The following is a 20,272-nucleotide window of genomic DNA, read 5'->3' on the forward strand; positions in this document are numbered from 1 at the left end:
CAATCGACCAACATGGCACGTTTCTTCATCGATCGCCCCGTCTTCGCGTGGGTGATCGCACTCTTCATCATGCTCGGCGGCGCGTTCGCGATTCGCGCGTTGCCGGTGGCCCAGTACCCGGACATCGCGCCGCCCGTCGTCAGCATCTACGCAACGTATCCGGGCGCGTCGGCGCAGGTCGTCGAGGAATCGGTGACCGCGCTGATCGAGCGCGAAATGAACGGCGCGCCGGGGCTGTTGTATACGTCCGCGACGAGCAGCGCCGGCGCCGCGTCGCTGTATCTGACGTTCAGGCAGGGCGTCAACGCCGACCTCGCGGCCGTCGAAGTGCAGAACCGCCTGAAGTCGGTCGACGCGCGGCTGCCCGAACCGGTGCGGCGCGACGGCATCCAGGTCGAGAAGGCCGCCGACAACATCCAGCTCGTCGTGTCGCTGACGTCGGACGACGGCCGGCTGACCGACGTGCAGCTCGGCGAATATGCGTCGGCGAACGTCGTGCAGGCGTTGCGCCGCGTCGACGGCGTCGGCCGCGTGCAGTTCTGGGGCGCCGAATATGCGATGCGCATCTGGCCCGACCCGGTGAAGCTGGCCGGGCACGGGCTCACCGCGTCGGACATCGCGTCGGCCGTGCGCGCGCACAACGCTCGGGCGACGGTCGGCGACATCGGCCGCGGTGCGGTGCCGGACAGCGCGCCGATCGCGGCGACGGTGTTCGCCGATGCGCCGCTGAAGACGCCGGCCGATTTCGGCGCGATCGCGCTGCGCACGCAGCCGGACGGATCCGCGCTGTACCTGCGCGACGTTGCGCGCGTCGAGTTCGGCGGCAACGACTACAACTATCCGTCGTACGTGAACGGCAAGGTTGCGACCGGGATGGGCATCAAGCTCGCGCCCGGTTCGAACGCGGTGGCTACCGAAAAACGCGTGCGCGCGACGATGGACGAGCTGTCCGCGTATTTCCCGCCGGGCGTCAAATACCAGATCCCGTACGAGACGTCGTCGTTCGTGCGCGTGTCGATGAACAAGGTCGTCACGACGCTGATCGAGGCCGGCGTGCTGGTGTTCCTCGTGATGTTCCTGTTCATGCAGAACCTGCGCGCAACGCTGATTCCGACGCTCGTCGTGCCGGTCGCGCTGGCGGGCACGTTCGGCGTGATGTATGCGGCCGGCTTCTCGATCAACGTGCTGACGATGTTCGGGATGGTGCTCGCGATCGGCATCCTGGTCGACGATGCGATCGTCGTCGTCGAGAACGTCGAGCGGCTGATGGTCGAGGAAGGGCTGTCGCCGTACGACGCAACGGTCAAGGCGATGCAGCAGATCAGCGGCGCGATCGTCGGCATCACGGTCGTGCTGACGTCGGTATTCGTGCCGATGGCGTTCTTCGGCGGCGCGGTGGGCAACATCTACCGGCAGTTCGCGCTGGCGCTCGCGGTGTCGATCGGCTTCTCCGCGTTCCTCGCGCTGTCGCTGACGCCCGCGCTGTGCGCGACGCTGCTCAAGCCGGCGTCCGGCGACCATCACGAAAAGCGCGGCTTCTTCGGCTGGTTCAACCGTTTCGTCGCACGCTCGACGCAGCGCTATGCGACGCGCGTCGGCGCGATGCTGAACAAGCCGCTGCGCTGGCTCGTCGTGTACGGCGCGCTGACCGCGGCCGCGGTGTTGATGCTCGCGCAGCTGCCGACGGCATTCCTGCCCGACGAGGATCAGGGCAATTTCATGGTGATGGTGATCCGGCCGCAGGGCACGCCGCTTGCCGAAACGATGCAGAGCGTGCGCGCGGTGGAATCGGCCATTCGCCGCGACGAGCCGACTGCCTATACGTATGCGCTCGGCGGCTTCAACCTGTACGGTGAAGGGCCGAACGGCGGGATGATCTTCGTCACGCTGAAGAACTGGAAGGAACGCAAGGCCGAACGCGATCACGTGCAGGCGATCGTCGCGCGGATCAACGAGCGCTTCGCGGGCACGCCGAACACGACGGTGTTCGCGATGAACTCGCCGGCGCTGCCCGATCTCGGTTCGACGAGCGGTTTCGACTTCCGGCTGCAGAACCGCGGCGGCCTCGACTACGCTGCATTCAGCGCCGCGCGCGAGCGGCTGATCGCAGCGGCCGGCAAGGATCCGGCGCTTACCGACGTAATGTTCGCGGGTACGCAGGACGCGCCGCAGCTGAAGCTCGACATCGACCGCGCGAAGGCATCGGCGCTTGGCGTGTCGATGGACGAGATCAACACGACGCTCGCGGTGATGTTCGGCTCCGACTATATCGGCGACTTCATGCACGGCACGCAAGTGCGCCGCGTGATCGTGCAGGCCGACGGACGGCACCGGCTCGATGCGGACGACGTGAAGAAGCTGCGGGTGCGCAACGCGCGCGGCGAGATGGTGCCGCTCGCCGCGTTCGCAACGCTGCACTGGACCCTCGGGCCGCCGCAGCTCACGCGCTATAACGGCTATCCGTCGTTCACGATCAACGGCTCGGCCGCGCCGGGGCACAGCAGCGGCGAAGCGATGAGCGCGATCGAGCGGCTCGCCGCGAAGCTGCCGGCCGGCATCGGCCATGCGTGGTCGGGGCAGTCGTTCGAGGAGCGGCTGTCCGGCGCGCAGGCGCCGATGCTGTTCGCGCTGTCGGTGCTCGTCGTGTTCCTCGCGCTCGCCGCGCTGTACGAAAGCTGGTCGATCCCGTTCGCGGTGATGCTGGTGGTGCCGCTCGGCGTGATCGGTGCGGTGCTCGGCGTCACGCTGCGCGCGATGCCGAACGACATCTATTTCAAGGTGGGGCTGATCGCGACGATCGGTTTGTCCGCGAAGAACGCGATTCTGATCGTCGAAGTCGCGAAAGATCTCGTCGCGCAGCGCATGTCGCTCGTCGACGCGGCGCTCGAGGCGGCGCGCCTGCGGCTGCGGCCGATCGTGATGACGTCGCTTGCATTCGGCGTCGGCGTGCTGCCGCTCGCGTTCGCGTCGGGCGCCGCGTCCGGTGCGCAGATGGCGATCGGCACCGGCGTGCTCGGCGGCGTGATCACGGCGACGGTGCTCGCGGTGTTTCTCGTTCCGCTGTTTTTCGTGATCGTCGGCAGGCTGTTCGACGTCGGCCCGCGCCGGCGCGGCGCAGCGCGGCCGGCGACGCTGGAGGGTTCTCAATGAGGTTCGCGTTGAATGCACGCGCCGCATCCGGCATGCGGGCCACGCTGGCCGCCGCGCTCGGGTTCGCGCTCGCGGGCTGCTCGCTGGCGCCGCGTTACGAGCGGCCCGCGGCGCCGGTGCCCGCACGTTATGCGCCGGCCGATGATGCGGCCGCACAGCGCGCCGGCGCCGCGGATGCCGCCGTTGCGGTGCCCGATGCCGCGCTGCTCGACGACTGGCGTGCGTATTTCACCGATCCCGCGCTGCAGGCGTGGATCGATGCGGCGCTCGCGAACAATCGCGACCTGCGGATCGCGGCCGGCCGGCTCGACGAAGCGCGCGCGCTGTACGGCGTGCAGCGCGCGGACCTGATGCCGGCGGTCGATGCGAACGTCGGTTACGAGCGTACGCGCCAGTACGATCCCGTACTGCGCGAGAGCGCGGTGAGCGGGCTGTATCGCGCGGGCGTCGGCATCAGTGCGTACGAGCTCGATCTGTTCGGCCGCGTGCGCAGCCTGTCCGATGCGGCGCTTGCCGAGTATTTCGCGACCGCCGACGCGCAGCGCACGGTACGCATCGGCGTCATCGCGGAAGTCGCCGCGGCGTACGTGTCGGAACGCGCGTTGCACGAGCAACTGGCGCTCGCGCAGCGCACGCTCGACGCGCGCGAACGCATCGCATCGCTCACGCAGCGCCGCTATGCAGCCGGCACGACCGATGCGATCGAGCTGCGCTCGGCCGAGATGCTGGTGGCGTCCGCGCGCGCGTCGCAGGCCGCGCTGCAGCGCGAGCACGCGCAGTCGGTGCGCGCGCTGCAATTGCTCGCCGGCGACTTCGCGCGCAGCGTGCCGGCCGACGGCGCCGCGCTCGACGCGCTCGCGATCGCGCCGGTCGCGCCCGGTGCGCCGAGCGCACTGCTCGAACGGCGGCCCGACATCCGGCAGGCCGAAGCGCGTCTCAAGGCCGCGAATGCGCAGATCGGCGCCGCGCGCGCGGCATTCTTTCCGCGCATTGCGCTGACGACCGACTACAGCTCGGTCAGCGACGCGTTCTCGAGCCTGTTCGCGGGCGGCACGAGCGTGTGGACGTTCGCGCCGCGCATCACGCTGCCGCTGTTCGCGGGCGGGCGCAATCGCGCGAATCTCGACGTCGCGAATGCGCGCAAGCACATCGCGGTGGCCGAATACGAGAAGGCGGTGCAGACCGCGTTCCGCGAGGTGGCCGACGCGTTCGCCGCGCGCGACTGGATCGAGCGCCAGCTGGCGGCGCAGCAGGACGTATACGCGGCGGTCGGCGCGCGTCTCAAGCTCGCCGAACGCCGCTATGCGGGCGGCGTCGCGACATATCTCGAACTGCTCGACGCGCAGCGCAGCACGTACGAGTCGGGACAGGAACTGATCCGGCTCAAGCAGTTCAAACTCGCGAACGCGATCGCGCTATATCGTGCGCTCGGCGGCGGATGGGCGTCGGGCGATCCAGGACAGTCGGCCGCGTGAGTCGTTGATCGCGGCGGCGGCCGCGCATTGCCGCGCGTCGTCGTCGTCTTCCACAGGCTCTGATTCTGACGGGCCTCCGGCGGGAGCGGCGGTGCGCGCATTCGCGTATCGCCGTCGCGCATGTGTTTCTCCAGGCTGCCGGGCCGAACGACCGCGTTCGACCCGATACGCATCACCGCGACCGGTCGCGTCGCCACTCGGCGGGCCGGCCGTGCCGCGCTTTCTGCTTTTCGCCTTCCTCCGACGCAACCGGATCGCGCCGTGCGCGTCGTCGCACTCGTGCATCAAAATCCGCCATCATGCGCGGCGCCGCATCGCGCTTTAAATCCTGAATTGACGAATCGATTAATTCTCGCTGCGTTAATAATGTGGGCGACAAAGTGTCGCGATAAATCGTTCGGATGCACATCGCAATCGTTTGCGCGAGAGTTTTTCGATTTTGGAATCCATAAATTAATTTCCTGTCAGTTGAAGATCGTCGAATGCTCGCGTTGCGATACTGCAACGATGGCGAAATGGGACAGTATTTTGGCTTTTACGCGGGGCGATTCCGCAAAGCCTTTGTCATTGGCGTAGACAGGCTTTGCCGTAGGGGTTTGGCGGAATTCGTCTTGTATTTCAGCCGGTTCCGGGAAATAGAAAAGGACTGCGGAAGAAAAATATCTGGATTATTAATCGGCGGGAAGTATTCGGTTCGTTCGGTACTGAATCGAACATTGTCATGACGGATTTAACAATGATTTACAGAAAACTTTCATTGCTATCTCGATAATGCCGCCTCGTGACGGACGGGAGCCAACCTCACGCTGCCTTTTGTATCCGCCACGTCGTTCATTTCCTTCGCAATTCTCACGGAAAACGTCATGAAAAAATCCCTCCTGACCGCTGTCGCACTCGCGGCCCTGTCCACGTCGGCGTTCGCAGACGGCTCCGGCACGATCAACTTCACCGGCGAGATCGTCGCGGGCGCATGCGGCATCGATTCGGGCTCGGTCAACCAGACCGTGAACCTCGGCAAGGTGCCGACGCACACGTTCAAGCAGGCCGGCGACAAGTCCACGCCGGCCAACTTCGACATCAAGCTGACCGACTGCGACACGAGCATCGCGCAGAACGCGTACTTCACGTTCACGGGCACGTCGAGCGCCGGCCAGCCGAAACTGCTCGCGACGATCGGCTCGGCAACCAACGTCGGCATCCGCCTGCAAGCCGCATCGGGCGAGTACCTCGACAACGGCGCCGAGCAGAAGGCGCCGACCGTGCTGCAGAACGGCACGAACGTCGCGCGCTTCGCGGCGATGTACGAAGCGACGGCAGCCGGCGTGACGCCGGGTACCGCCGACGGCGTCGCTAACTTCACGGTGCGCTACCAGTAAGCGGCCGAATCGGAGAAGGGGTGTGCGCACCCTTTCTCCGTCCATCTTCCCTTTCCGCTTCGTTCAGGATTTTCGGTAGCGCCGCGTGCGAATCAGACATTCCTTCCTTTGCGTCTCCGTGCTGGTCGTCGGCAGCCAGAGCCATGCGACGGAATTCAATTCGTCGTTCCTCGACATCGGCGGCAACAGCAACGTCGACCTGTCGCAGTTTTCGCAGCCAGACTTCACGCTGCCCGGCGAGTACATGCTCGACGTGCAGGTCAACGACCTGTTCTACGGGCTGCAGGCGATCCAGTTCGTCGCGCTCGACGGCTCCGGCGCGGGCAAGCCGTGCGTCGCGCCCGAACTCGTCGCGCAGTTCGGGCTGAAGCCGTCGCTCGTGCGGGATTTGCCGCGCCTGCAGGGCGGACGGTGCGTCGATCTCGGCGCGATAGAAGGTGCGACCGTGCGCTACCTGAAGAGCGACGGGCGGCTCAAGATCACGATTCCGCAGGCGGCGCTCGAATTCACAGATGCGTCGTATCTGCCGCCGGAGCGCTGGTCCGACGGGATTGCCGGCGCGATGCTCGACTATCGCGTGATCGCGAACACGAACCGCAGCTTCGGCGCGGGCGGCGAACAGACGAACGCGATCCAGGCATACGGGACGATCGGCGCGAACTGGAGTGCATGGCGGTTTCGCGGCGACTACCAGGCGCAGTCGAACGCGGGCAGCAGCGCGTATGCGGACCGCACGTTCCGCTTCAGCCGCCTTTACGCGTTTCGCGCGCTGCCGTCGATCCGGTCGACGGTGACGTTCGGCGACGACTACCTGAGCTCGGACATTTTTGACACGTTCGCGCTGACGGGCGCGTCGATCCGCAGCGACGACCGGATGCTGCCGCCGTCGCTGCGCGGTTACGCGCCGCTGATCGCGGGCGTCGCGCGCACCAACGCGACCGTGACCGTGTCGCAGGCCGGCCGCGTGCTCTACGTGACGCGCGTGTCGCCGGGCGCGTTCGCGCTGCAGAACATCAACACGAGCGTGCAGGGCACGCTCGACGTCGCGGTCGAGGAAGAGGATGGCAGCGTGCAGCGCTTCCAGGTGACGACGGCCGCCGTGCCGTTTCTCGCTCGCGCCGGGCAATTGCGCTACAAGGCCGCCGTCGGCAAGCCGCGGCAGTTCGGCGGCGCGGGGATCACGCCGTTCTTCGGCTTCGGTGAAGCGGCGTACGGGCTGCCGTTCGACGTGACGGTGTATGGCGGCTTCATTGCCGCATCGGGCTACACGTCGATCGCGCTCGGCGTCGGCCGGGACTTCGGCCGGTTCGGCGCGGTGTCGGCCGACGTCACGCATGCGCGCGCACGGCTGTGGTGGACCGGCGCGACGCGCAACGGCAACTCGTACCGCATCAACTACTCGAAGCACTTCGACGGCCTCGACGCCGACGTGCGCTTTTTCGGCTATCGGTTTTCCGAGCGCGACTACACGAATTTCGCGCAGTTCTCGGGAGATCCGACCGCGTACGGGCTCGCGAACAGCAAGCAGCGCTACTCGGCGACACTGTCGAAACGCTTCGGCGACACGTCGACGTATTTCTCGTACGACCAGACGACCTACTGGGCGCGCGCATCGGAGCAGCGCGTGGGCCTTACGCTGACGCGCGCGTTCTCGCTCGGCGCACTGCGCAACCTGAACGTCAGCCTGTCGGCGTTCCGTACGCAGAGCGCGGGCGCGAGCGGCAACCAGTTCTCGGTGACCGCGACGCTGCCGATCGGCGGCCGCCACACGGTCACGTCGAACCTGACGACAGGCAACGGCAGCACGAGCGCGAGCGCGGGCTACATCTACGACGACCCGGCCGGGCGCACTTATCAGATCGCCGCGGGCGCGACCGACGGCCGCGCGTCGGCGAACGCGAGCTTCCGCCAGCGCACGTCGACGTACCAGCTGAGCGCGCAGGCATCGACGCTCGCGAACGCGTATGCAGCGGCGTCGCTCGAGCTCGACGGCTCGCTCGTCGCGACGCAGTACGGCGTGTCCGCGCACGCGAACGGCAACGCCGGCGATACGCGCCTGCTGGTGTCGACCGACGGCGTGTCCGGCGTGCCGCTGTCCGGCACGCTCACGCATACCGATTCGCGCGGCTACGCGGTGCTCGACGGGATCTCGCCGTACAACGTGTACGACGCGACCGTCAACGTCGAGAAGCTGCCGCTCGAAGTGCAGGTGTCGAACCCGATCCAGCGGATGGTGCTGACCGACGGCGCGATCGGCTTCGCGAAGTTCTCCGCCGCGCGCGGCAGCAACCTGTACCTGACGCTGACCGACGCGGCCGGCGAGCCGCTGCCGTTCGGCGCATCGGTGCAGGACGCGGCGAACGGCAAGGAGCTCGGGATCGTCGGCGAGGGCGGCGCCGCGTTCCTGACGCAGGTACAGCCGAAATCCGCGCTCGCGGTGCGCGCGGGCGAACGCACGCTGTGCACGGTGCACACGTTGCCGAACCAGCTTCAACTCGAAGGCACGCCGATCCCGGTGACGTGCCAGCCGTCCGGCGGGCCGCACGCGGCGGCGCGCCGAACCGAACGATGATTTCACGGACCCAGCGATGAACCATGCTTTCTCCCTTTCCTGCGTACGACGCGTGTCGTGCATGCTGAGTGCCGCCGGTGCGTTGCTTGCCGGCGCCGCGCACGCGGCGATCGTGCCGGACCGCACGCGCGTGATTTTCAACGAAGGCGAACAGGCCGCGATCGTCACGATCACGAACAAGAGCACGACGTACCCGTATCTCGTGCAGTCGTGGCTGGAAGACACGCACGGCAACAAGATCGCGTCGCCGCTGATGGTCGTGCCGCCGCTGCAGCGCGTCGAGGCGAACGAGCGCAACGTGTTGCGCATCGCGAAGCTGCCCGGTGCCGCGCTGCCGGCCGATCGCGAATCGGTGTTCTACCTGAACATTCGCGAAGTGCCGCCGAAGACCGATACGCCGAACACGCTGCAGATCGCGCTGCATACGCAGATGAAGCTGTTCTACCGGCCGAAAGGCGTGCAGCCGGCACGCGACGAGGACTGGACGCTGCCGATGACGCTGCGTGTGGACGCGGCCGCGCACAAGCTCGTGTTCGACAATCCGACGCCGTATCACGTGACGGTCGTCGACGTGGCGGCGGGCGCGCAGAAGACGCCGGTGCCGATCGACCCGGTGATGGTGAGTCCGATGAGCACGGCCGACGTGCCGTTCAAAGGCGCGGCGCCGTCGACGCTGTTCGTCACGCACATCGACGATTACGGCGGCCAGGTGCCGGTCGAGTATGCGTGCGATGCGCTGGCGTGCAAGAGCGTGAAGAAATGAGCGCAGCCGTGCACGAACGGCGATCGCCGGCCGCGTGGCTGCGATGGCTCATGCTCGCGTTGCTGATCGCGTCGGCGCAGCCCGCATGGGCGCTACGCTGCCTGACGAACAGCGGCGCGACGTCGCTGACCGAGCCGATCGGCGGCGTGGCGTCGTATCCGACCGACGCACCGGACGGCTACGTGATCTGGGTGTCGCCGGTGCGCACGACGTCCGGCTATTGCTACAAGGACCTCGGCGACGCCGGCAGCCTGAAAGTCGTCGACAACATCTATTTCTACGCGAACCCGAACCGCACCAATCCGGCCGCGTGGGGGCTCGAGATCGGTATCCGCTACAAGGGCATCGACTATTTCAACAAGACCAGCAATCGCGGCGGCGGCGTGTTCACCGGCTATGCGGTGCCGCCGTGCAGCCGGTACGACTTCGATCGCGGCCGCTGTCAGCAGACGCGGATCAGCATCGACTATCAGGTCGTCGTGCGCAAGAAGGGCAATTGGGTGCAGCCGCCGAGCGACGTCTATACGGTGTTCCAGTTCGACGGCGAGTTCGGGTTGAACGCGTACAGCCCGAGCTTCCAGTACCGGTTGAGCGGCCTGCGCAACCTGAAGCCGACGCCGTGCCTGGTCGACGTGCTGGTGACGCCCGAGCCGGGCATCGTGAATTTCGGGCAGGTGCAAGCGGTCGGCAACGGGTTCATGCCGGCGGTGCCGCGCAAGCGGTTCTCGCTGTCGCTGACGAAGAAATGCAACGTCGCGGTGCGAGTCGACGGCTATTTCGAAACGAGCTTTCCGGTGCAGAACGGCTTGCTGGTCCCGGCGAAAGACAGCAATTTCGGAATCGGCATCGAGGACAGCCGCGGCAATGCGATTCCGTTCAACCAGCAGTTCACGCTCGCGCAGTTTCCGTCGAACGTGATGAATCAAAGCGTGTTGATGGACGCGGTACTGAAGTCGTTCGGGGCGCCGAAGATCGGACGCTTCGATGCGAGCGCAACGATCAGGCTGTTCATCTACTGACGCGCACGCGTGCGCGGCAGCGAAAAACGCCGGCATGCCGGCGTTTTTCTTCGAACCCGCGTCGCGGGGCTCAACGCACCCAGCGGCACACCTTGTGGTGATGGTGATGCTCGAAATGGCACACGCGGTGCGGGTGCGCTTCGGCAATGGCCGGTACGAGCACGGCGGCGGCGACGGCGGCGGCAGTCAGGGTTTTCAGTAGCGTCTTCATGTTGAGATCCTGTCGTTCAGTATCGGTTCACGGGGAGGGGCGCCATCACCACTGCGGGCGCTGATCGTCGCGGCGGTCGTCGCGGCGCTCGTCCCGGCCATAGTCACGATCGCGCGGATGCTGCGCTTCCCAGTCGTGGCGCTCCCAGTAGCGATGTCCGTCCCAGTAGCGATCGCCATGCCAGCCGATCGTGACTTGAGCAGGGCCGGGGTAGGCCACGCAGCCGGAGAGCATCACGCTCGCCAGCGCGCCGGCCACCACCGCGGATAACACGATGGATTTCATGTCGTTCTCCGTTGGAAACAGCTCGTTCATCGTACGAGCCCCCAAAATTTCACGCGGTAAGAAGTTGCTACCGCAAATGACGCTCGTACGCATTCTGTCGGGCAGATGAAAGAATGCGCAGGCGTCGTGCGGAGCGCGCAGCATGGGCGGAAGCCGCCGCGGGCCCGTGGCGTGGGGCTCGGCGAATGAATCTCCCCATGCGCCGACGGCGGGAATGTTTCTTTCATGCAGAAAGCTTTCCCTCGCCAATCGATGCTGCGCCGCCGCGCGCGCCGTCGAAACCCGTTCTCTCCGATTGATCAGACAAATCCGGATGATCCGAAGGGGAATTCGGGAATCGGATTGAGAATGATTTGCGTTTACGTTAAATTGCGCTATCTCGAAATTGGACGGAGCAGATCGATGGCAATGGCGGAAGTGCTCGAACGATCGGCAGCAGCCCCGGCAAACCCGTTCGTCGCCGGTTGTCCGGAGCGGCCGTCGCGCCCCGCGCGGCGTGTGCGCCGAGTCGCGGAGTCGCGCGCGCACGGCGCGCTGCTCGACGTGCTGATCGCCCATCGGGCAATGCTTGTGAACGTCGCGCGCGGCTTCGTCGGATGCGCGAGCCGCGCCGAAGACGTCGTGCACGACGTGTTCGTGAAGCTCGTCGAATTTCCGAACCAGGACGCGGTGCGCCAGCCGGTTGCATACGTGACGCGGATGGTGCGCAACGCATCGATCGACGCGTGCCGCCGGCAGAGTCTTGAAAACGTCTATCACACGGAAGAGGACGACGGCTTGGACGTTCCGTCGCCGGAGCCGACTCCCGAGGCCGCGCTGGTGACGCGCGACACGCTGCGTCGCGTGTGGGCTGCGCTCGACGACCTGCCGGCGCGCAGCCGCGCGGCGTTCGAGATGGTGCGGTTGCGCGAGGAGACGCTGCAGAGCGCGGCGCGCGCGCTGAACGTGTCGCAGACGCTCGTGCATTTCATGGTGCGCGATGCCGAACGGCACTGCGTGGAATGTCTCGACGCGTGCCAGCGCGGCGTCGCTTGCCCGGTGTTTCTCGGCGGCCGCGCACGGCGCCGGTAAAAAATCGCGCCGGCCAATCGTCTTCAACACAGGAGCGGCCGAATCGACGGTTCGCCGCTTCGCCTTCTTCAACCGCCTTCCGCTTTTTCCGATCATGACGCAAGCCACGACGCCTTCCGATACCGACGACATCGTCTACACGGTCGTCATCAACGACGAAGAACAGTATTCGATCTGGCCGACGTTCCGGCCCGTGCCGGCCGGCTGGCGCGAAGTTGGCGTGAGCGGCCCGAAGGCCGATTGCCTCGCGCACATCGAAACGGTCTGGACCGACATGCGCCCGGCGAGCCTGCGCCGCGCGATGGACGGCGAGCGCGCTTCACGCGCGTCGTGACCTGCTGCGCCGCCCGTGCGGCGCGCCATCTGAAGAGGACGTTGCATGACCCTGCTTTCGTTGCCGACGCTCGACGACCTGCGTATCGAGCCGGGACTGCCCACCGTCGTGTCGCCGCGCAGCGCCGACGGGATGTCGATCGATGCGCTCGCGCCGCTCGCGCACGCGATCGCCGCCGACACGCTCGAGCGCGCGGGCGGTGTGTTGTTTACCGGTTTTCACGTGCCGTCGATCGATGCGTTCCAGCGGTTCGCGGCATCGTTCGGCGATCCGCTGATCGGCTATGAATACGCGTCGACGCCGCGCAGCCAGGTCGAAGGCGCGGTCTACACGTCGACCGAATACCCGCCGCATCGCGCAATTCCGTTGCACAACGAGCAGTCGTATACGCGCGAATGGCCGCTGCGAATCTGGTTCCACTGCGCGCTCGCGGCGCCGAAGGGCGGCGCAACGCCGATCGCGGACAGCCGCGCCGTCCATCGGGCGCTCGATCCCGCGCTCGTTGCGCGCTTCGAGCAGCGCGAGCTGCTGTACGTGCGCAATTTCGGCCAGGGACTCGATCTGCCATGGCAGCAGTCGTTCGGCACCGACGAGCCGGCGCAAGTCGAGCGCATGTGCGCGGCGCGCGGGATCGAATGCGCATGGCGCACCGGCGACGACGGCGAACTGCTGCTGCGCACGCGTGAACGCTGCCAGGCCGTCGCGCGCCATCCGCGCACGGGTGAGCGCGTGTGGTTCAACCAGGCGAACCTGTTTCACCTGTCCGCGCTCGACGAGGACATGCAGGACGCGCTCGTCGACGCGGTCGGGCTCGAGAACGTACCGCGCAACGTCTATTACGGCGACGGTGCGCCGCTCGAGGCCGATGCGCTGGCGGAGATACGCGGCGTGCTCGACCGCCAGCGCATCGTGTTTCCGTGGCAGACCGGCGACGTGCTGATGCTCGACAACATGCTGAGCGCACATGCGCGCGACCCGTTCGAAGGGCCGCGCAAGGTGGTCGTCGCGATGGCGCAGAGTTACACGGCGCCGCGTGCGGCCGAACGGAGGACCGATGACGCGTAGTACCGCCGCGCTTGCCGCGCGCGGGTTGACGGTGGGTTATCGCGACCATGTCGTGATCGACGGGCTGGACCTGTCGATCGCGGCCGGCCGCGTCACGGCGCTGTGCGGCCCGAACGGCTGTGGCAAAAGCACGCTGCTGCGCACGCTCGCGGGCCTGCAGCCCGCGCGTGCAGGGCAGATCGACGTGAACGGCAGGCCGCTCGCGTCGTTTCGCCGTCGCGCGCTCGCGCGCGAACTCACGATGCTCGCGCAGTTCAACCAGATTCCGTCGGGGCTGACCGTGCGCGAACTCGTCGCGTACGGACGCTATGCATACGGCGGCTTCCTGCGCGGATTGTCGCGCGCCGATCATGCGGCGATTGAGGAGGCGCTCGATACGAGCGGACTCGCGGGTGACGCCGAGCGCGACGTCGGCGCGCTGTCGGGCGGCGAGCGGCAGCGCGCTTGGATTGCGATGGCGCTCGCGCAGCAGGCGCCGATCGTGCTGCTGGACGAACCGACAACCTATCTCGACATCCATCACCAGCTCGACATCCTCGACGCGCTGCGTGCGCTGAACCGCGCGCGCGGATTGACGATCGTCTGGGTGCTGCACGACCTGAACCAGGCGGCTGCGTACAGCGACGACATCGTGCTGATGCGCGCTGGCCGCGTCGTCGCGCAAGGCTCGCCCGACGCGATGCTCGAGCCCGCGCAGCTGCGCGCGGCGTTCGGCGTCGACATGCTGAAGCTCGCGCACCCGCAGACCGGCGCGCCGATGTGCGTGCCGGCTTATGGGCCGCCGGCTGAATCGCCGGGGCCGAAAGCATCGGGCGCCGCGCACGCGTTCGAGCGTGCGATCGACCGGGACATCGCCGTATGACGACGTTCGCGATGCGCAAGCGGCTCTCGGCGAGCGGGCAGCGTAGCGTTCGCGGCCGTCGCGCGGGCGCGCTCGCGCTCGGCCTCGTCGCGCTGATCGCGGCGCTGGCGGTGCTGCGCGTCGCGCCCGACCTGCACGTATGGTGGAATGCCGCGCCGGGCAGCGACGCCGCCGCGCTTGCCGGCGTGTTCCTGTTCGACCTCAATCTGCCGCGCGTCGCGGCCGCGCTGGTCGCGGGCGGCTGCCTCGGCATCGCCGGCGCGCTGTTCCAGTCGCTCACGCGCAATCCGCTCGCGTCGCCCGATCTGCTCGGCGTGACGGGCGGCGCACAGCTCGGCCTGCTCGCAGCGATGCTGGTGCCGGCGCTCGCCGGCGTCGCGTCGGTGCCGCTGCTGTTCGTCAGCGGGCTGATCGCCGCCGCGCTCGCGATCGTCGCGGCCGGCGGCTGGCGCGCGACACCGCTGCGGCTCGTGCTCGCGGGCAGTGTATGCATGTTGCTGTTCGCGGCGCTGTCGACGCTCGTGCTCGCGTTTTTCGAGCAGAACATCGCGGGCGCCGCGCTGTGGACCAACGGCAGTCTTTATCAACCCGGCGCGACCGGGCTCGCGCTCGCCGCGCGCTGGCTCGTCGTACCGCTCGTCGCGTTGCCGTTCGTGATCCGGCCGCTGAATCCGCTCGCGCTCGGCGACGATGCGGCGGCCGCGGCCGGCGTGCGCGTCGACGCGACGCGGCTCGCTGCGACGATCGTTGCGGTCGCGTTCACGAGCGTCGCGGTCAGCATCGCGGGCCCGCTGTCGTACGTCGGGCTCGTCGCGCCGAACCTGCTGCGGCAGGTGCGCGGCGCGCGTGCGGCGCGGCTCGGCGTGCTGGTGCCGCTGTCGGCGCTCGCGGGCGGTGCGCTCGTGCTCGTCACCGACAGCGCGGTGCTCGCGTCGGGCCTCGACGCGACGCTGTCGACCGGCGTTGCGATCGCGCTGGTCGGCACGCCGCTGATGCTCGCGATGATCCGGCGCGGCGCCGCGTGGTCGGGCGTGCTGCATGCGCAGGCCGAGCGCGCGGCCGGCAGCGGCTCGACGCGGATCGTCGGCTCGCTGGAGCGGCTCGACTGGCCGCTGCGCACCGCACTGTTCGTCGCGGCCGGCGCGCTCGCGGTGTTCGTCGGCGTATCCGCCGGCCCCGAGTGGCTGTCGCCCGCGCGCTGGGCCGCCGCGCTGTCGGGCCACGACGCGCTCGCGCGGATGCTGATCGATCTGCGCATGCCGCGCCTGCTGTGTGCGCTGCTCGCGGGCGCGCTGCTCGCCGTGAGCGGCGTCGCGATGCAAAGCGTCGTGCGCAATCCGCTCGCCGGCCCCGAAGTGCTCGGCGTCACGCAGGGCGCGGGGCTCGTCACGCTGCTCGCGTTGTCGACGTGGCCGCTGATGGGCCACGCAACGCTGGCGGCCGCTGCGCTGCTCGGCGGTGCGCTGTCGCTCGCGATCACGCTCGCGTTGAATCACCGGCATCGCTACGCGCCGCTCGCGGTCGCGCTGACCGGCATCGTGATCGGCGCGCTGTGGACCACGCTCGCGCAGTGGCTGATCACGCAGCAGAGCGTGCAACCCGCGCGCTTTGTCGTGTGGCTCGTCGGCGGCACGTACGGCCGCAGCTGGGGCGAGGTGTCGATGCTCGTGCCGTGGTGTGCGCTCGCGGTGCCCGTGTTCGCGTGGCTCGCGCGGCCGCTCGACATGCTCGCGCTCGGCGACGACCAGGCCGCCGCACTCGGCTTGCCGGTCGCCGCACTGCGGCCGCTCGCGTTGACGATCGCGACGCTCGCCGCGTGCGCGGCCGTCGCGGCAGTCGGGCCGGTCGGCTTCATCGGGCTGATGGCGCCGCACGTCGCGACGATGCTCGGTGCGCGCCGGCATCGCACGCGCTTGTGGCTCGCGGCAGCATGCGGCGCGCTGATTCTCGGCTGCGCCGATCTTGCGGCCCGCACGGTCGTCGCGCCGCGCGAGGTGCCGGCCGGCGTGCTGACTGCGCTGATCGGCGCGCCGTACCTCCTCGGCCTGCTGATCGTCGAGGGGCGCCGCGGCCGGCGCGCGGGTCGATGACGCCGGCGCTCGACGACGCGCGCGCCACGCGTTTCTCGACGTTCGCGCCCGAGCCGTTTGCCGGGCATCTCGACGTCGTGTGGCTCGGCATGCCGGACGACGTGCACGCGCCGGGCCGCACCGTCGTGCCGGTCGGCGCGCTGCCCGATCATCGCGACGCGATGCTCGACGCGATGGTCCGCCATTACGGTGGCGATCCGGCGCGGCATGCGCGCGCATTGATGTCGCAATGGAGCAAATACTACTTCGGCCGCGCGGCGCCCGCGGGCGTGGTCGCCGCGCTGACGCTCGGCCGGCCGCTCGACATGGCGCCCGATCGCACGTTCGTCGCACTCGACGACGGAATGCCGGCCGCGCTGTATTTCGCGCGCGACGCGCTCGGCGCGCCGTGCGACGCGCCCGCGCCGCGCTATGCAGCGCTCGTCGCGCATCTCGGCGCGGTGATCGAACTGCTCGCCGCGATGGGCCGCGTGACGCCGCGCGTGCTGTGGAGCAACGCGGGCAATCTGCTCGATTATCTGCTCGGCACCTACCGTTCGCTGCCGTGCGCAGCCGATCCCGGCCGCGATGCGGACTGGCTGTTCGGTTCGGCGTGCATGCACGGCGAGCCGAACCCGCTGCGCACGCCCGTGCGCGACGCCGTGCCGCGCTCGCGGCTGCTGCCGACACCGTTTCGTGCGCGGCGCGTGTGTTGCCTGCGCTATGAAATTCCAGGAGAAACGCAACTGTGTGGAAGCTGCCCGCTGCTTTTGACGATGGACGACGCGGCACTCGCCGAGCAGGACGCGATCCGCTGACGGCGGTCGCGCATGCCGGCCGCCGGCATGCGCTCGGCGCGCTCGCGGCGCTCGGCGTCGCGTTCGTCGCGCCGGGCGTCGCAGCCGCCGACAATCCGCGCGCGGGCGGGCGCAGCGCGGTTGCGCCGGCGGGCGGCGCGCTCGCCGGCAACCCTGTCGTCTCGCAGGCGAGCGCGACGATGCCCGTGCGGCCGCAGCGCATCGTCGCGCTCGATTTCATGTTCGCGGAAAGCGCGATCGCGCTCGACATCGTGCCGGCCGGCATGGCCGATACCGCGTTCTACCCGGGTTGGCTCGGTTACGAGAGCGACCGGCTCGCGCGCGTGACCGACATCGGCTCGCGGCAGGAGCCGGGGCTCGAGGCGATCGCGGCCGTGAAGCCCGATCTGATCGTCGGCGTCGGCTTTCGCCATGCGCCGATCTTCGCTGCGCTCGACCGGATCGCGCCGACGATCCTGTTCCAGTTCAGCCCGAACGTTTCCGAAGACGGTGTGCCCGTCACGCAACTCGACTGGATGCGGCAAATCTTCCGGACGATCGGTCACGTGACCGGGCGCGACGCGCGTGCGCGGGCGGTCGAAGCGCAACTCGACGCGGGGATCGCACGCAATGCGTCGCGGCTCGAGGCGGCCGGCCGCCGCGGCGAGCGCGTCGCGTTGCTGCAGGATCTCGGGCTGCCGGACCGCTACTGGGCGTATACGGGCAACAGTACGTCGGCGGGGCTTGCGCGCGCGCTGGGGCTCGATCCATGGCCGAAGAAGCCGACGCGGGAAGGCACGCTTTACGTGACGTCCGCGGATCTGCTCACGCAACGCGATCTCGCGGTGCTGTTCGTCACTGCAACGGGGATGGACGTGCCGCTGTCGTCGAAACTCGATTCGCCGGTGTGGCGCTTCGTGCCCGCGCTGCGCGAGCACAGGATCGCGCTCGTCGAGCGGAACATCTGGGGGTTCGGCGGGCCGATGTCGGCGCTGAAGCTGGCCGACGTGATGACCGATTCGGTACTGAAGCTGCCGGCCGCGCGCTGAGCGCGCGGGTGGTCGCTGGCGCGGGCAGGGAGGCGCGGCGCGAAGGTTCTTTCCGCGCCATCGCAGAGGTGTCGTGAACACGCCAGTCGACCGAGCAACGTCTTGCGCGCCGTCGGCTCTTCCGGCTCCCTCCGACCGTTCGAGCCGGATACCGTCGGCCGCTCGTGCGCCGCGTGTTCCGGCGCACGGGCGGCCGTTGCCGATCCGTACTTACGCGCTCAGCGCGTCGGCGCCGTCCCGTGCGTGCGGCCGTGCGGGCGCCGTGTCGCTGACGATCTGCCCGTTGTCGAGCTTCAGCAGCCGATCGGCGAGGCCGAAGTAACGGTCGTCGTGCGTAATCACGATCACGGCCTTGCCGCGCGCGCGCAGCTCGGGCAGCAACTGCTCGTAAAACACGGCCTTGAACGACGGATCCTGATCGGCTGCCCATTCGTCGAACAGGTAGAACGGCCGGTCCTCCAGATACGCGACGACGAGCGCGAGCCGCTTGCGCTGGCCCGTCGACAGTGCGCGGTTCGAGAACGCACCGTCGACGACCTTCACCTTGTGATCCAGCGCGAGCTTCGCGAGCAGCGCGTTCGCGCGCGCGTCGGCCTGCGCGCGCGCCGGGTCGTCCGGATCGACGATCCCGAGCAGCGCATCGAACAGGTGGAAGTCGTTGAACACGGCGCTGAAGCGTTGCCGGTACGCGGCGCGCTCGCGCCAGCCGATCGTGCGGCCGTCGACCTCGATCGTGCCTTCCTCCGGCTCGTAGAGCCCCGTCAGCACCTTCGCGAGCGTGGTCTTGCCGCTGCCGTTGCCGCCGACGATAAACACCAGTTCGCCCGGCCGGATCGTCAGGTCGATCGGCCCGATCCGGAACATTCGTTCGTCGCGTTCGTGGAAATACGCGTGCGTGACGCCGCGCAGCGTGACGGCGCCGGCCGGCGGCACGTCGGGCGCATCGCTCGCCGGCGGCACGGTGCGCAGCGCACCGAATTCGGTCATCACGCCTTCGATCCGTCCGAGCGACACGCGCGCCGCGTTGACGGTCGGCAGATTGTTCAGCAGCCCGTCGAGCGGCACGAGCATGAACAGGAACACGACGACGTACCCGGCCGCGGTGCGCGCGTCCGCATGCACGCCGAGCTGCGGCCAGAACGCGGCCGCGCCGAGGAACACGTAGAACAGGAAGATGATCCAGCCGACGCCGACCGCATACGCGCTGAACGCGCGGCGCCGGTGATCGCGCACTTCGCCGATCGCGGCGCCGAGCTGGCCGTCGACGAACTGGCGCGCGCGCGCGTCGTGCAGCTTCAGCTCCTTCGCGCCGGAGAACAGCGAGCCGAGATAGCCGAACAGGCGGTCCTGCGCGTGGCCGGCCGCTTCCAGCGATGCGATCGCGCGCCGGTCGCCGGTGTGGTAGCCGAGCGAGCCCGCGACGATCGCGGTCAGCGCGAGTGCGCACACCGGCCACGACAGCCATGCGAGATAGCCGAGGCAGCCGAACACGATCGAGCCGTGCATCACCAGATTCGGCAGCGCGAAGAACAGCATCGATACGTTGGTCGCGTCGTCGGTCAGCACCGACTGCACCGGCGCGGCGCCGATCCGCTCGATGTCGCGCAGCTCGGCCGCGCCGACGCGGCGCGCGAGATGCACGCGCAGCCGCGCCATCGTGTCCTGCGACAGCCGTGCGAACAGCGTGCCCGAGACGATGCGCGTGACGAGCGCGGTCACCGCGCACAGCGCGAACCGCCACGCGAGCGCCGCGTCGGCGGCGCCGGGCGTCGCGAGCGCGCGGTTCAGCGTCGCCACGAGCAGCACGCTCGCGATGCCGTTGAGCACGCACGCGACGAGCGCGAGCGCGAGCGACGCGCGGCTTTCGCGCAGCAGCGCGAGGATCAGGCGGGCCGCGGGGCGGCCGGGGGAAGCGTCGAGGGACGGCGGGGAAGAAGGCTCGTGAGCGGCGGTCATCGGCAACGTCGGTAAATGAAGGGCAGGCAAATTCTGCGGAAACGGCAAAACTGACGTGAAAGCAGTGCACCGGCAGGCCCGGTTGCGGCTTTCCCACCTGATAGACGAACGGCGCGCGCAAATATTTAGCGCTGCCGTCAAAGAATGCGCTGGTTCGGACTTTGCGCATAAAACGGTAAAAAATCTGCCGCGCCGTTCGTCACACCAGTGAAGCCGCC

At 68.4% G+C, this 20,272-nt stretch carries 16 protein-coding genes; 13 read left to right on the forward strand and 3 right to left on the reverse strand.

The window, feature by feature from the left end:
* Window positions 1–12 precede the first annotated feature (12 nt).
* The 6 genes from WK25_RS08000 (at window position 13) to WK25_RS08025 (ending at window position 10,355) form a co-directional block, all read left to right on the forward strand.
* The gene (locus WK25_RS08000; protein ID WP_069241375.1) at window positions 13–3,150 is read left to right on the forward strand and encodes a multidrug efflux RND transporter permease subunit; all 3,138 of its coding nucleotides are present in this window, start codon (window positions 13–15) and stop codon (window positions 3,148–3,150) included.
* Window positions 3,147–4,625 (forward strand): efflux transporter outer membrane subunit, encoded by a 1,479-nt coding sequence (locus WK25_RS08005; RefSeq protein WP_069241376.1) that lies wholly within the window; start codon window positions 3,147–3,149, stop codon window positions 4,623–4,625. Before WK25_RS08000 ends, WK25_RS08005 begins: the two co-directional genes overlap by 4 nt.
* Before the next feature lie 863 nt (window positions 4,626–5,488).
* Entirely contained in the window at window positions 5,489–6,001 is a 513-nt protein-coding gene (locus tag WK25_RS08010) for a fimbrial protein (RefSeq protein WP_040144159.1), read from the forward strand.
* Between the two features lie 118 nt (window positions 6,002–6,119).
* On the forward strand, window positions 6,120–8,573 hold the full coding sequence (locus WK25_RS08015) for a fimbria/pilus outer membrane usher protein (protein ID WP_059544159.1): 2,454 nt from the start codon (window positions 6,120–6,122) through the stop codon (window positions 8,571–8,573).
* 16 nt (window positions 8,574–8,589) lie between these two features.
* Entirely contained in the window at window positions 8,590–9,336 is a 747-nt protein-coding gene (locus WK25_RS08020; protein WP_059544158.1) for a molecular chaperone, read from the forward strand.
* Entirely contained in the window at window positions 9,333–10,355 is a 1,023-nt protein-coding gene (locus WK25_RS08025; protein WP_069241377.1) for a fimbrial protein, read from the forward strand. Before WK25_RS08020 ends, WK25_RS08025 begins: the two co-directional genes overlap by 4 nt.
* Window positions 10,356–10,425: 70 nt before the next feature.
* Here WK25_RS08025 and WK25_RS31665 read toward each other — a convergent pair whose 3' ends face one another.
* Complete coding sequence (locus WK25_RS31665) at window positions 10,426–10,566, reverse strand: HHHH-motif protein (protein ID WP_167432643.1); 141 nt, start codon at window positions 10,564–10,566, stop codon at window positions 10,426–10,428.
* Between the two features lie 45 nt (window positions 10,567–10,611).
* Window positions 10,612–10,851, reverse strand: coding sequence for a hypothetical protein (locus WK25_RS08030; protein WP_069241954.1), 240 nt, complete (start codon window positions 10,849–10,851; stop codon window positions 10,612–10,614).
* A 402-nt stretch (window positions 10,852–11,253) separates the two neighbouring features.
* Between WK25_RS08030 and WK25_RS08035 the strand changes: the two genes are divergently transcribed.
* The 7 genes from WK25_RS08035 (at window position 11,254) to WK25_RS08065 (ending at window position 18,098) form a co-directional block, all read left to right on the forward strand.
* Window positions 11,254–11,922, forward strand: coding sequence for an RNA polymerase factor sigma-70 (locus WK25_RS08035; protein WP_069241378.1), 669 nt, complete (start codon window positions 11,254–11,256; stop codon window positions 11,920–11,922).
* A gap of 94 nt (window positions 11,923–12,016) precedes the next feature.
* The gene (locus WK25_RS08040; protein ID WP_040144164.1) at window positions 12,017–12,256 is read left to right on the forward strand and encodes an MbtH family protein; all 240 of its coding nucleotides are present in this window, start codon (window positions 12,017–12,019) and stop codon (window positions 12,254–12,256) included.
* A gap of 45 nt (window positions 12,257–12,301) precedes the next feature.
* Window positions 12,302–13,321, forward strand: a complete 1,020-nt coding sequence (locus WK25_RS08045; protein ID WP_059544153.1) for a TauD/TfdA family dioxygenase — start codon at window positions 12,302–12,304, stop codon at window positions 13,319–13,321.
* The gene (locus WK25_RS08050) at window positions 13,311–14,183 is read left to right on the forward strand and encodes an ABC transporter ATP-binding protein (protein WP_069241379.1); all 873 of its coding nucleotides are present in this window, start codon (window positions 13,311–13,313) and stop codon (window positions 14,181–14,183) included. Before WK25_RS08045 ends, WK25_RS08050 begins: the two co-directional genes overlap by 11 nt.
* The gene (fhuB, locus tag WK25_RS08055; protein ID WP_069241380.1) at window positions 14,180–16,273 is read left to right on the forward strand and encodes a Fe(3+)-hydroxamate ABC transporter permease FhuB; all 2,094 of its coding nucleotides are present in this window, start codon (window positions 14,180–14,182) and stop codon (window positions 16,271–16,273) included. The genes WK25_RS08050 and fhuB overlap by 4 nt, the downstream gene beginning before the upstream one ends.
* Window positions 16,270–17,070 carry a siderophore-iron reductase FhuF gene (fhuF, locus tag WK25_RS08060; RefSeq protein WP_069241955.1) on the forward strand — a complete coding sequence of 267 codons (801 nt, stop codon included), beginning with the start codon at window positions 16,270–16,272 and terminating at the stop codon, window positions 17,068–17,070. The genes fhuB and fhuF overlap by 4 nt, the downstream gene beginning before the upstream one ends.
* Window positions 17,001–18,098, forward strand: a complete 1,098-nt coding sequence (locus WK25_RS08065) for an ABC transporter substrate-binding protein (RefSeq protein WP_413464098.1) — start codon at window positions 17,001–17,003, stop codon at window positions 18,096–18,098. Before fhuF ends, WK25_RS08065 begins: the two co-directional genes overlap by 70 nt.
* A gap of 210 nt (window positions 18,099–18,308) precedes the next feature.
* Here WK25_RS08065 and WK25_RS08070 read toward each other — a convergent pair whose 3' ends face one another.
* On the reverse strand, window positions 18,309–20,054 hold the full coding sequence (locus WK25_RS08070) for a cyclic peptide export ABC transporter (RefSeq protein WP_040144168.1): 1,746 nt from the start codon (window positions 20,052–20,054) through the stop codon (window positions 18,309–18,311).
* Between the last annotated feature and the right edge of the window lie 218 nt (window positions 20,055–20,272).

Origin of the sequence: Burkholderia latens, from assembly GCF_001718795.1 — a bacterium.
GTDB lineage: Bacteria > Pseudomonadota > Gammaproteobacteria > Burkholderiales > Burkholderiaceae > Burkholderia > Burkholderia latens_A.

Bases quoted from the DNA above. Each gene is read 5' to 3' on its own strand.
- WK25_RS08000 (WP_069241375.1), top strand. From the start codon at position 13: ATGGCACGTTTCTTCATCGATCGCCCCGTCTTCGCGTGGGTGATCGCA.
- WK25_RS08005 (WP_069241376.1), top strand. From the start codon at position 3,147: ATGAGGTTCGCGTTGAATGCACGCGCCGCATCCGGCATGCGGGCCACG.
- WK25_RS08010 (WP_040144159.1), top strand. From the start codon at position 5,489: ATGAAAAAATCCCTCCTGACCGCTGTCGCACTCGCGGCCCTGTCCACG.
- WK25_RS08020 (WP_059544158.1), top strand. From the start codon at position 8,590: ATGAACCATGCTTTCTCCCTTTCCTGCGTACGACGCGTGTCGTGCATG.
- WK25_RS08025 (WP_069241377.1), top strand. From the start codon at position 9,333: ATGAGCGCAGCCGTGCACGAACGGCGATCGCCGGCCGCGTGGCTGCGA.
- WK25_RS31665 (WP_167432643.1), bottom strand. From the start codon at position 10,566: ATGAAGACGCTACTGAAAACCCTGACTGCCGCCGCCGTCGCCGCCGCC.
- WK25_RS08030 (WP_069241954.1), bottom strand. From the start codon at position 10,851: ATGAAATCCATCGTGTTATCCGCGGTGGTGGCCGGCGCGCTGGCGAGC.
- WK25_RS08035 (WP_069241378.1), top strand. From the start codon at position 11,254: ATGGCAATGGCGGAAGTGCTCGAACGATCGGCAGCAGCCCCGGCAAAC.
- WK25_RS08040 (WP_040144164.1), top strand. From the start codon at position 12,017: ATGACGCAAGCCACGACGCCTTCCGATACCGACGACATCGTCTACACG.
- WK25_RS08045 (WP_059544153.1), top strand. From the start codon at position 12,302: ATGACCCTGCTTTCGTTGCCGACGCTCGACGACCTGCGTATCGAGCCG.
- WK25_RS08050 (WP_069241379.1), top strand. From the start codon at position 13,311: ATGACGCGTAGTACCGCCGCGCTTGCCGCGCGCGGGTTGACGGTGGGT.
- fhuB (WP_069241380.1), top strand. From the start codon at position 14,180: ATGACGACGTTCGCGATGCGCAAGCGGCTCTCGGCGAGCGGGCAGCGT.
- fhuF (WP_069241955.1), top strand. From the start codon at position 16,270: ATGACGCCGGCGCTCGACGACGCGCGCGCCACGCGTTTCTCGACGTTC.
- WK25_RS08070 (WP_040144168.1), bottom strand. From the start codon at position 20,054: ATGACCGCCGCTCACGAGCCTTCTTCCCCGCCGTCCCTCGACGCTTCC.